This is a genomic window from Pseudoalteromonas sp. QJM3NY_12 (assembly GCF_056173165.1).
On the sequence record NZ_CM149661.1, the window covers coordinates 2,502,544 to 2,514,264 of the forward strand.

15 protein-coding genes are annotated in these 11,721 nt (G+C 40.2%); 3 read left to right on the forward strand and 12 right to left on the reverse strand.

Going from position 1 to position 11,721, the window contains the following annotated elements; genetic code table 11:
* Nucleotide 1 precedes the first annotated feature (1 nt).
* From flgJ to AC0VZ5_RS11810, 11 genes are all read right to left on the reverse strand, one after another.
* Nucleotides 2–997: a flagellar assembly peptidoglycan hydrolase FlgJ gene (flgJ, locus tag AC0VZ5_RS11760; protein ID WP_138605273.1), complete on the reverse strand. Its 996-nt coding sequence runs from the start codon at nt 995–997 to the stop codon at nt 2–4.
* A 134-nt stretch (nt 998–1,131) separates the two neighbouring features.
* Nucleotides 1,132–2,226, reverse strand: a complete 1,095-nt coding sequence (locus AC0VZ5_RS11765) for a flagellar basal body P-ring protein FlgI (protein WP_138605272.1) — start codon at nt 2,224–2,226, stop codon at nt 1,132–1,134.
* A gap of 12 nt (nt 2,227–2,238) precedes the next feature.
* Nucleotides 2,239–2,922 (reverse strand): flagellar basal body L-ring protein FlgH, encoded by a 684-nt coding sequence (gene flgH / locus AC0VZ5_RS11770; protein WP_010387881.1) that lies wholly within the window; start codon nt 2,920–2,922, stop codon nt 2,239–2,241.
* A 14-nt stretch (nt 2,923–2,936) separates the two neighbouring features.
* Nucleotides 2,937–3,725 (reverse strand): flagellar basal-body rod protein FlgG, encoded by a 789-nt coding sequence (gene flgG / locus AC0VZ5_RS11775; protein WP_010387879.1) that lies wholly within the window; start codon nt 3,723–3,725, stop codon nt 2,937–2,939.
* 21 nt (nt 3,726–3,746) lie between these two features.
* Nucleotides 3,747–4,490: a flagellar basal body rod protein FlgF gene (locus AC0VZ5_RS11780; RefSeq protein WP_131691416.1), complete on the reverse strand. Its 744-nt coding sequence runs from the start codon at nt 4,488–4,490 to the stop codon at nt 3,747–3,749.
* Nucleotides 4,491–4,623: 133 nt separating this feature from the next.
* Nucleotides 4,624–5,946 carry a flagellar hook protein FlgE gene (flgE, locus tag AC0VZ5_RS11785; RefSeq protein WP_464711400.1) on the reverse strand — a complete coding sequence of 441 codons (1,323 nt, stop codon included), beginning with the start codon at nt 5,944–5,946 and terminating at the stop codon, nt 4,624–4,626.
* A gap of 58 nt (nt 5,947–6,004) precedes the next feature.
* Nucleotides 6,005–6,682: a flagellar hook assembly protein FlgD gene (locus tag AC0VZ5_RS11790; protein WP_178956429.1), complete on the reverse strand. Its 678-nt coding sequence runs from the start codon at nt 6,680–6,682 to the stop codon at nt 6,005–6,007.
* A gap of 13 nt (nt 6,683–6,695) precedes the next feature.
* Entirely contained in the window at nt 6,696–7,127 is a 432-nt protein-coding gene (flgC, locus tag AC0VZ5_RS11795; RefSeq protein ID WP_008113068.1) for a flagellar basal body rod protein FlgC, read from the reverse strand.
* A 2-nt stretch (nt 7,128–7,129) separates the two neighbouring features.
* Nucleotides 7,130–7,540 (reverse strand): flagellar basal body rod protein FlgB, encoded by a 411-nt coding sequence (gene flgB / locus AC0VZ5_RS11800; RefSeq protein WP_138605269.1) that lies wholly within the window; start codon nt 7,538–7,540, stop codon nt 7,130–7,132.
* 128 nt (nt 7,541–7,668) lie between these two features.
* Nucleotides 7,669–8,499 (reverse strand): CheR family methyltransferase, encoded by an 831-nt coding sequence (locus tag AC0VZ5_RS11805; RefSeq protein ID WP_138605268.1) that lies wholly within the window; start codon nt 8,497–8,499, stop codon nt 7,669–7,671.
* Nucleotides 8,500–8,519: 20 nt separating this feature from the next.
* Nucleotides 8,520–9,458: a chemotaxis protein CheV gene (locus tag AC0VZ5_RS11810; RefSeq protein WP_138605267.1), complete on the reverse strand. Its 939-nt coding sequence runs from the start codon at nt 9,456–9,458 to the stop codon at nt 8,520–8,522.
* Nucleotides 9,459–9,596: 138 nt separating this feature from the next.
* Between AC0VZ5_RS11810 and flgA the strand changes: the two genes are divergently transcribed.
* From flgA to flgN, 3 genes are all read left to right on the forward strand, one after another.
* The gene (flgA, locus tag AC0VZ5_RS11815) at nt 9,597–10,304 is read left to right on the forward strand and encodes a flagellar basal body P-ring formation chaperone FlgA (RefSeq protein ID WP_198523551.1); all 708 of its coding nucleotides are present in this window, start codon (nt 9,597–9,599) and stop codon (nt 10,302–10,304) included.
* A gap of 74 nt (nt 10,305–10,378) precedes the next feature.
* The gene (flgM, locus tag AC0VZ5_RS11820; protein ID WP_010387860.1) at nt 10,379–10,699 is read left to right on the forward strand and encodes a flagellar biosynthesis anti-sigma factor FlgM; all 321 of its coding nucleotides are present in this window, start codon (nt 10,379–10,381) and stop codon (nt 10,697–10,699) included.
* Nucleotides 10,692–11,123 (forward strand): flagellar export chaperone FlgN, encoded by a 432-nt coding sequence (gene flgN, locus AC0VZ5_RS11825; protein WP_475472975.1) that lies wholly within the window; start codon nt 10,692–10,694, stop codon nt 11,121–11,123. The genes flgM and flgN overlap by 8 nt, the downstream gene beginning before the upstream one ends.
* Before the next feature lie 69 nt (nt 11,124–11,192).
* On the opposite strand, the gene AC0VZ5_RS11830 is transcribed toward flgN, so the two are convergent.
* Nucleotides 11,193–11,651 (reverse strand): LPP20 family lipoprotein, encoded by a 459-nt coding sequence (locus AC0VZ5_RS11830; RefSeq protein WP_138605368.1) that lies wholly within the window; start codon nt 11,649–11,651, stop codon nt 11,193–11,195.
* Between the last annotated feature and the right edge of the window lie 70 nt (nt 11,652–11,721).

Below are 11,721 nucleotides of genomic sequence, written 5' to 3' on the forward strand. Positions count from 1 at the left end.
GTTACTCTACTCCCTGGCGGATCACGCTTGTGGCGATATTCTTCAATTCGTTACTGTTCAGCACTCTTTTTATTTTGTCTGCATAATTAGGGTCGGTTGCATAACCAGCTTGCTGTAAAGAGTCTAAAAATTTATGCGGCTTTGCCGTATTGTTTAATGCATCTTGATAGCGCGGGTTCTGTGTTAAAAAATCCACAAAATCATTCACGCTATCTTTTATCGAGTCATACGCTCTAAAGCTTGCTTGCTTTTTAACTGCAGCACCTTGTTCAAATTCTAAAGTGACCTTACTGGCCTTTTCACCCTGCCAACTTTTATCTGACTTAATATTGAATAAATTGTTTGAGCTATTACCATCACCTTTACTAATAATATGTTTACCCCAGCCAGTTTCTAATGCCGCTTGTGCGACCATAACCGCCGGATTTAAACCAATTTTTTTAGCCGCTGTTTTTGCGTGTTCCCACACAGTGCTTACAAATTCCTCAGCATTTTCAAATGTGCTAGACGCTGTGTTTTGTTCGCTTTTTTCAGTTGAATCAACGAGCGACACTTTTTCAGTGCCCTTTTGGTTTTCTTGATGAGGTAAAGTACTACCCGCACGTTGGTCACTAAAGAAATCTGACGTGGTGCGAAGAACAGAGCCTGGCATAAAGTTTTTTCCATCTGGCGATAATTGTTGCACAATTAAATCAGCAAGACCCAAAGAGCCATTTGATGAAAGCTCTGTAGCCATTTGTTGGTCGTGCATTTCTTCAAAAAACTTAACGCCACTAGCATTAAACGGGCTTTCTTTATCTTCAAAAGCCTCATTGGCTTTACGCATACTTTTAAGCAGCATTTGGGTGAATATAGCTTCAAATTGTGCCGCCGCTTTTTTTAACGCCGCTTTAGATGCATCGGTTGATGCGTCACCGCTGTTTAAAGCATCTCGACGTAGAGAGTCTAAGTTGCCTAAATCAAAAAAGTTTTGCTTATCTAGATGATTTGTTTCCATCAGCTTTTTGACACAATAATTAATAATATCTAGATAATGCAATAATTGAGCCAGCGAGATTTTCAAAGGTGGGAGTAAGCAGGAAAAAAAGTAAAAAACACCGCAATAAAATATTAAACGGTGTTTTTTAAAGGTTAAATTACAACAAGCTGACCATTAATTGCACCGGCTTCTTTGAGCGCTTCAAGAATAGCCATTAAATCACCAGGGGCAGCGCCTACCTCATTAATTGCACGAACTAAGTCATCAAGACTCACACCAGGGTTAAATACAAAAGCGCGTGAGTCATCCTGATCAACATCAATAATACTTTGCTGAGTAACCACGGTTTCACCCTCTGCTAAAGGATTTGGCTGCGCCACATTTTGTTGCTCAGCAATCGTTACTGTTAAACCACCGTGGGTAATTGCCGCAGGTTGTAATTTTACATTTTTACCTATAACAATGGTGCCGGTACGCGAGTTAACAATTATTTTTGCTGAAGTATCTGCTGGCTTAAACTCTAAGTTTTCAAGAGTTGATAAATACGATACACGTTGCGAGGCATCACGAGGTGCAATAACGCGAATAGAAGCTGCATCGAGTGCTTGAGCGCTATTTGGACCAATTAAATCATTAATGGTTTTCTCTAAACGTTTAGCAGTAGTAAAGTCAGGACGGTTTAAATTAAAGGTAATATAGTCGTTTTGCATAAATGGGCTTTTAACAGCACGTTCAACGGTTGCACCATTTGGTACACGTCCTACCGTTGGCGTATTAATCACAACGCGACTACCATCAAGGCCTTCAGCGCCTAAGCCACCTACAATTAAACTGCCTTGAGCGATGGCGTAAACATTACCATCAACCCCTTTTAAGAATGTTTGTAGTAATGTGCCACCGCGCAAGCTGCCTGCACTGCCAATCGATGATACGGTTATATCTATGGTTTGCCCTGGCTTTCTAAATGGGGGGAGTTCAGCATGAACAGCAACCGCTGCAACATTTTTAATTTTTGGCTTTAAACTAGAAGGTAACGTAATACCAAAACTATTAAGCATGCCTTTAAAGCTTTGCTCGGTAAAACGGCTTTGCTCACCGGTGCCTGGTAAACCAACAACTAAGCCATAGCCCACTAATTGGTTTGAGCGCACCCCTTCGACCATAGACACATCTTTAATTCGCTCAGCACTGGCAGTAAATTGCCAGCCTAGTAGCACCATAAAACAAAAAACTTTAAAACCATTCATGTCGAATGTCCTCTAAAAGGGAAACAATGAGCTACTAAAGAAACGCGTTAACCAACCCGGGCTTTGTGCCTCTTGTGTTTGGCCCTTACCTGAGTACTGAATACGCGCATTCGCAATTCGATTAGACTCAACGGTATTATCGGCATTGACATCTTGTGGACGCACTAACCCTTCTAAGCGAATAAATTCTTCACCGGTGTTTAACGTTAGCCATTTTTCACCGCGAATTACTAAATTACCATTTGGTAGTACTCGCATTACGTTAACCGAAATATCGCCAACTAAGCTATTTGATTGATTTGATTTTGAGTCACCTTTAAATGAGGAGTCACTGCCAATACCAAATTGAATGCTATCGCCGCCAATATTTACCGGTAAACCACCTAAGCCAATCACAGGGTCGAGGCTGGCATCGGTTTCTTTATCCGTTTCTGTTTTAGCTGCTTTAGTCGCTTGGGTTGACTCTTGTAATTTAACAGTAATGATATCGCCTGTTCGCAGTGCTTTTTTATCGGCATAAAGATCATTCGATAATTGAGTACTGAACAATGAGCCGGTTGCTACTACTGGCTCCATATTAGGCTCTGGATACATAGGTGCATAATAGGGATCGTCTTGTACTACCTCATTATTTTGTGTAGCTACACAACCACTTAATAGTAAAGTCCCTACTGTAAATAACATAATATTACGCATACAATCCCCCAAAACTATAACTGTTGATTGATATAACTCATCATTTCATCAACGGCTGAGATCACTTTTGAGTTCATCTCATAAACGCGCTGCGTTTCAATCAAATTAACTAACTCTTCGGTCACATTTACATTTGATGTTTCAAGTGAACCTTGAATAATCGTACCTAAACCTTCAACCCCCGGATTACCTTGAACAGGCGCACCACTTACCGCGGTTTCGGTATATAAGTTTTGCCCTATAGGCTCAAGGCCAGACGGATTAATAAAATCACTAATCGTGATCTGACCAATAACCACGTTTTCGGCCTGACCTTTAACGCGAACTGACACTTCGCCATCTTGAGATACGGTGATCGACTGTGCATCGTCAGGTACATTCATTTCAGGCTGAACAACATAACCAGCACCCGAGGTTACAACACGCCCGTCACCGTCAGTAGTAAACTGGCCGTTACGCGAATAAGCAATATTGCCATCTGGTTGCAGTACTTCAAAAAACCCAGGACCAGAAATCATCCAATCTAATGAATTTTCAGTAGTGAGCATATTACCTTGCGAAAAGTTTTTTTGGTTAGCCACTACCTTAGTACCCGCACCAAGCATTAAGCCTGACGGCATTTCGGTATCTTGCGATGAGCGACCGCCTGGTTGATTAATATTTTGGTAAAGCAAGTCTTCAAAAATAGCGCGGCTTTTTTTGTAACCCACTGTACTGGCATTCGCTAAGTTATTTGATATAACCGATATATCAGTTTGTTGAGCGTCAAGCCCTGTTTTACTTATCCATAATGCTGGATTCATAATAATATCCTCACGTTAAAGTTAAACGATGCGCATCAGCTGTTCTTGACGTTCGTCAATCTCTTCAGCTGTTTTCATCAGTTTTACTTGTAATTCAAATTGGCGTTGGTGACTGATCATATCGACCATTTCATGCACAGGATTTACATTCGATTTTTCTAATGTGCCACCTAATACTTGTACATTGGCTGATGTTTCAACTATTTCGCCTGGTTTAGCTCTAAATAAACCATCGTTACCCTTCTCAAGCGTGGCGTTGTTTGCATCAACCACTTTTAGGCGATCAACTTCTTCTAAAAAGTTAGCCGGTGCACCTTGAGGGCGAACTTGAATAGTGCCATCTTTGCTAAATTCAATTTTTTCAATCGGTACAGGTAATATGACTGGCCCACCTTCGCCAATAACTTGACGACCGTCGCTGGTAGTTAGCATACCTTCAGCCGTTATATTTAACGAACCCACTTTTGTATAAGCTTCATTACCAGAGGCGTCCTGAACACTCAACCAGGCGTTATCGCTCATAGCAATATCAAGGCTGCGACCTGTTTCGACAACACCGCCCGATGTCATGTTTGATCCTGGACGCTCTTGCATAGCAAAAACACGAGTCGGCAAACCTTCACCGAAAGCCTGCATTGAGCGCGCTTGCGCAAAATCAGATTTAAACCCAGTGGTGTTTGCATTTGCCAAATTATTGGCTTTAAGAGCAAGCCCTTGCATGCTTTGTTTAGCGCCAGATGCGGCTATGTAGACCATTTTATCCATAACATCGACTCATTAAGAAATCTATATATGAGTAAATGCAATATAAGTGCCAAATTAAATTAAAGCATGAATAAGATTTTAAGAGAGGAATAAAAAAGGCTGCATTAAGCAGCCTTTATAAGTCAAAATATGATTATCGGATCTGTAAGATATTTTGTTGCAGTGTTGAATTCACTTCAAGCGCACGAGAGTTTGCTTGGAAGTTACGCTGCGCACTAATCAAATCAACCAGCTCTGTGGTTAAGTTTGTATTTGATTGCTCGAGGGCTGAAGAATTAATTTTGCCTAAAGTCCCTGTTCCCGGCTCACCCGCAATCGGCTCACCTGAGGTTAAACTTTTTTTCCATGAAGTATCACCCACCTGTTGTAAACCTTGTGAGTTTGCAAACCTAACCATGGCTACTTGACCTAAATATGAAGTGTCGCCATTGCTGTACGACGCAACAACTTTACCATCAGTACCAATATCAATACCCGCTAAGCGACCCACTGTAGCACCGTCTTGTTCAAGTGCTTTTACTTCAAATCGATTAGCATATTGAGTGGGAATTTTACCTGTAGTACCAGCCTCATCACGCCACTGAATTGCAATGTCATTGAACTGCGCACCGTTGGTTAATAATCCTGAAAAGTTAGCTGTATTTAAATTTACATCATCAAAGGTACTTCCTGTAATAGGTGCGCCATTGGTTGTTTCTGGCGTACCGCTTGCGTTAAATCCAAACGTACTAAGTGGGCTTGGAGTTGCCGTTGCAGCACCGGTAGCATCAAATGGTTTTTGATCCAATGTACCATGCACTTGCCATTCGTTTGGTGCAGTTTTAACAAAATAAAACTGCATTACATGCGGCTCACCTAGTGAGTCGTAAACTGTGGTTGAAGTCGAAGAATTATAAGTAGTGCCATCTGTTGCATCAAATGGCACAGCTATAACATCGTCACGCGAATCAACATTGAACGACGTATAAACGTTTGAAGTAGAGCGCGGAGACCCTGATGAATCAGGTATTTGCAGTGCAGAAGATGTGCTTAAACTAACCGAAGTAGTACTGCCTGTAACTTCATTCACCGGAAAACTCTGTAAGAAGTTTCCTTTAGCATCAACCACAAAGTTATCTTTATTAAGCTTAAACGCACCTGCGCGAGTATAACTAAAATCTAAAGAGCCTAAATCATTACTTGTTGCAAAGTAACCTTCACCCGTGATCGCTAAATCCAATGAGTTATTAGTAAACTGCAGCGACCCTTGATGAAACTGCTGGGCAACCATGGTCGTTTGCACACCATCACCGTTTTTCGTTTTACCGGCGCTAAATACTGATGATGCGTATACATCAGCAAACTCGGCGCGAGACTCTTTAAAACCAGTGGTGTTTACGTTGGCAATGTTATTTGCGGTAACATCCAAATCTTTTTGTGCGGCAGCAAGGCCTGTTAATGCAATATTGAAGCTCATAATTAACCTCTAACCTAAAAATATTTAGCCTGATGGCTAAAAAAATACATAAAATCTATTACGCGATTTCTGCGACATCAGTCAGCCTAACCGCACCTTCTTTAGTATTAATAATAATGCCGCTTGAGCCGTTAATATTAACACTTTCAATATTTTTGAATGTAGCTAATGGGAGGCTTGAAAATTCCCCATTTGTACTACCCTCTGCTTTGATGTTGTATTCACCTGGTGGTAGCCGTTCACCCGCTTCATTTTTACCATCCCATGCAAAACGGATGGCTCCTGCAGGCTGAGTGCCTAAATCTATAGTTTTAACCAACTGCCCGGATGCATCTTCAATGCGGATCATTAAACTATCGACTGGCTTTTCAGCTACAACAGAACCTCTTGATTCACCCGACTCATTAAGCTCCAGTGTATCCGACTCCAACAAAGCTTGTTTGCCAACCAGTGTTGATGCTTGCAATGCCGAATTTGATGTCATCGACGCAGCTAAGGAATCAAAGTTAGAGTTCAAATTTGATATTCCTTCAGCCATGGTAAAGTTTGTCATTTGTGCAATCATCTGATCGTTATCAGCAGGTTTGCTGGGATCTTGATACGACAACTGCTGTGTTAACAACGAAAAAAAATCTTCTTGGGTTAACGCATCACTGTCTTCTTTTTGTGGCACTTGCTTATCTTGCCAACGTAAAGAGTCCATGTAGGATGAAGAAGTACTAATATCGTTACTCATGAGCTACCCTCAGTTACCGCTGACCTAACAGCAGTGTTTTACTTAACATTTGCTTAGCTGCATCAGCAACTTGAACATTTGTCTGATAAGAGCGAGATGCAGAAATCATATTTGCCATCTCCTCAACAACATTCACGTTGGGTTTATAAATGTAACCATTTTCATCCGCACTCGGGTGGTTTGGGTTATATTCAATTTGTAGTGGTTTATCACTCTCAACCACTCCTAACACTTTCACACCAACGGCAGAGCCCTGTGGGTTGCTTGCTGACGCTGACGCTTTTGTTAGCTCCGCAGCAAATACAGGTTGTCGCGCTCGGTACGTTTCATTTTGTGAAGAGCTAATTGTATTGGCATTAGAGATATTACTTGCGGTGGTATTTAATCGCACGTTTTGCGCGCTCATACCCGAACCTGCAATATCAAACACATTATATAAACTCATAATTAGGCTCCTTGACTACCGAGGGCTTTTTTCAGGCCTTTAAATTTACCATTAAGAAACTGGACACTGGCCTGATACTCCATAGCATTCTGTGTATACAAGTTCCGTTCCACTTGTATATCAACAGAGTTACCATCACCTGTATCTGTTTGATTTGGCGTACGAAATAATTCATCTCCACCTACAAAACGGGTACCACCGGCAATGTGTTTTTCGTTGGTTCTTACCATCGTATTGCCGCTTAGTTGGTTAGACTTTGCCGTTTTTAATGCTGAGGCAAAGTCGATATCTTTTGCTTTATAGCCGGGCGTATCAGCATTTGCGATATTAGTAGCGAGCATTTCTGCTCTTTGCGAACGGATCAACATCGCATGCGGATGCACGCCTAATGCTTTATCAAAACTGATAGCCATAACTATCTCCAAAAAATTGACTTAGTATCAATAAAGCAATAAGTAAGCCAGCAATGAAAGTAGTGATGATAAAAACAAAAAACGGCGCTACAGCGCCGTTTTTAGGAGGGGGTATATCTTAATATTCGTTATTTCTTTTGGTAAATAATGCCGGGGTTACAACGTACCATATCAAATTCGGTACTCAAACCAGACATAGATTCCGACGCACCTAAAAATAAATACCCCTTAGGGTTAAGTGCTTGAGAAAATTGTGCAATTATTTTGGCTTTCACCTCAGGTGAAAAATATATTAAAACATTACGGCAAAATATAATATCGAACTTACCCATCAAGGCGTACGAGTCGAGCAAATTTAAATGCCTAAAGCTCACTTGCTTTTTCAATGAGTCAACCACTTGTGCCATACCATTGCCGCTGTCTTTAAAAAATTTCTTACGACGATCAGCAGATAGCCCGCGAGCCAGTGCCAATGCATCATATTCAGCGTTTTTACACATATCCAGCATGGTATTTGATATATCAGTACCCACTATTTGTGCACCCATTTTTAAAACACCAGGACTACTTGATTGAAACTCAGCTACCGACATAGCAATTGAATAAGGTTCTTGCCCTGAAGAGCTCGCAGCAGACCATATTTTTAATGGTCTATTTAGCGCTTTAAATTCAGGGAATAATCTGGTTTTGAGCAACTCAAATGGGTATTGATCTCTAAACCACAATGTTTCGTTGGTTGTCATGGCATCAACAACAGCAGCGCGCAATTGACGCTCATGTACGCCAAGTGTTTTGCTAACCAGTTCAGATAACGATTCAACATTAAACCGAGACATTAATGGTGCCAAGCGACTTTTAACCAAATACTGCTTATTTTCACCTAAAACAATACCGCACTGTTGTTCTAAAAATAAGCGAAATTGATCGTATTCTGTTTGCTGCAAATCTTTATTAGTCAAATCAATAACACCTATGTTTATTAATCACAATGAACCCACTTATTAACGGCTGTAGCAAGCTCGTCTGGATTAAATTTCGCTATAAAATCGTCAGCCCCTACTTTTTCAATCATTGCTTGGTTGAAAACACCACTTAATGAAGTATGTAAAATCACATGCAATGGTGCAAGTTTGGGATCTGCCTTAATTTCTGCAGTGAGCGTATAACCATCCATTTCGGGCATTTCTACATCTGAAATAAGTAACCCTACTCGCTCTGTAATATCGTTAACACAATCAAGCTCTGCAATTTCTTTTAGTCTTATTAAAGCTTCTTTACCATTTTTAGCAAGTTCAGTAGTTACGCCTAAAGGCTCTAACGCTCGTTTAACCTGATTTCGTGCCACGGCCGAATCATCGGCTATAAATACTATACGCTCACCCAAATCTTTTTGCATACTACCTTGAGCCTGAGCCGCAACATCTGCGCTAACCTCTGTATTTACTGGACAAATCTCGTTTAAAATTTGCTCAACATCGAGAATCTCAACTAACTCATTTTCAATTTCAGTCACGGCTGTTAAATAAGAATAACGCCCCGCACCTGATGGCGGAGGCAGTATTTTTTCCCAGTTCATGTTAACAATCCGCTCAACGCCACCAACTAAGAATCCTTGAACTGAACGGTTATATTCAGCAATGATAATAAAACCTTCTTCTATATTTTTTATAGGACGGCCACCTACAGCCATAGATAAGTCAATCACCGAAATAGTTTGGCCACGGATATGTGCAACACCTCGAATATAAGCATTAGCCTTTGGCATACTAGTAAGAGGCGGGCATTGTAATACCTCTCTTACTTTAAACACATTTATGCCGAAGCGCTGACGCCCGTTAAGCTTAAATAACAATAATTCTAAGCGGTTTTGCCCAACCAACTGAGTACGTTGGTTTACTGAGTCTAAAATACCGGCCATTTAAATCTCCTAAGAAAACAAATATAAGGAACGATAATTGCTTTCAATTAATAAAGCGTCATAACACAACGGGGGCGTCTAAATTCTGACGCAAAATATTTATACCCTGTTTGCAACCATAAGCATAGTCGAAACATTATGAGTTTGTTAAAAAAAATCAGAAGATACAGTGTTTTTTATTTTCTTGCTAGCCTCTGCTTCACTTTGCCACTAAAGGCTCAAGTATTTAGTAAAGAATCACTTCAAGAAATGGCTGTATCTTATGTTGCACAAAAAGCAGTGACTACAAATGATAACAAAATACAGTTTAGCGCATTACCGTTAGATAGCCGCATACCTGATCGCCATTGTAACTCTGAGCCAGAGCTAGTAACGCCAAGTGAGCCCCCTTTTAATCGTCAAGTCACCATTCAAATAAAATGTAACGATAGTGACAACTGGGCACAATACGTACATGTCAGAATCACTGAATCAGCACCCGTTGTAGTTGCAACGACTAATTTAGCACGAGGTGAAGTGATTACTCCATCCCATTTAAGTATTGATATGCGCCCTGCGCACTTTATACGCGTTCAGTATCTTGATGATCCTGCACAACTTATTGGTAGCCGCAGCAAACGTAATATTCGTGAAGGTATGCCAGTACTACTCAATCAAATTTGTATGGTTTGCAAAGGCGACTCTGTTAACATATTTGCCAATATTAAAGGGTTAAGAGTAAAAACCACGGGTGTTGCATTAGAGGATGGAACCTTAGGTGAACAAGTACGAGTAGAAAACAAAAAAACAGGTAAAGTTTTAAATGCACGGGTAGATGGTGTAGAGTCTGTGCAGGTAAATATTTAATGTAATTTATGCTAAAGTATCTTTAGTAAATGCCGATATATAGGCATCAGTTGGGTAATAAATGGGTTTTTATCATGGTCGGTCAAGTTAACAAATCAAATCAACAGCCTGGTGTTTTAACAAACACTCAACAGCAAAAAGTTGATTTAAAAAGAGATAATGCAAATACGCAGGCTGCGCAAACGCCTTCGCCTAAAGCGGCAAGCGATTCGGTGAGCCTAACACCGCAAGCTAAGCAATTAAAATCTTTACAAGAAAAAGCAGAGCAGTCTTCTGGTTTTGACAGTAACAAAGTTGCTGAACTTAAAAAAGCCATTACCGAAGGCAAGTATCAAATAGACAGTGAGAAACTTGCCAAAAATTTAGCAGACTTCGAGTTTAATGTTTATGGCTGATCACAATAGTTTAATTACGATTAAACTAAACGAACAAATAAATTGTTTAACAACCTTGAGTGAGCTTCTTACCCAAGAACTTAATGCAATTGCCTCACGTAGAGGCGAAGGTTTGAAAGAAATTGCCCAACAGAAAATGTCTTTTTTAACCAGCATAAGCACCCTAGATAAAGAACTCAGTAAACTGATTGCCAGTAATGATCAGCAAACAGATGAAAACAATGACTTAATAAAGCTGACCAGAACTAAGCTTGAGCAATGTCAAAAACAAAATGAAGTTAATGCTCATGCAGCTCATCAGGCACAGTTAAGTGTAAAGCAGCTAAAAAGTATTTTAATTGGTGCACCTTCATCAATGACCTACGACCAAGCTGGTAGCGTCGTAAATACCGATAACAGCATTGTGCGTAACCTAAAAGCCTAAAAAAATACCCATAAAAAACGCCTAAACGATAATTCGTTTAGGCGTTTTTTATGGGTAATAATTTGTCGCTTAGTAATAAGTGACTTTTTTCACTTCCCGTGGTTTTATCTCACCTATGTACAAGTCGTGAACGCGTTTCATATTAAGCTCAAGCTCGGTTACATACATATCATTAACGGCATATGTTTTTATAATTTGTGCGCCTTTAATAATACCTTGTACTTTGCTTTGTAAATAATCATCTTGGGCAACAGACCCAGCGACTGTTGTACCTGCGGTAATTTTTTGCCCGTATACTTGCTCTGTTAGTTCGCGATAAGCCTCGAGCTTTGAAGCCTTAATCGCCATAAGTTGTTTTTGCGTATCACTACTTCCCGACTGCAAACTAATGGGCGCATAGCCAACCGCTTTTAATACTGGGTAATTATTTGGCTCAACATATTTATACTCAACGTGTTTATCAAATATATTACTACAACCGCTTAAAGTTAAGCAGCCTAATGTGATCATTAATGGCATTACTCGCATCATACTGGGCCTTTAAAAACTAATTAAACTCAGTTATGCATGTTTAGTGCCAGTGATAGACATTTAAATA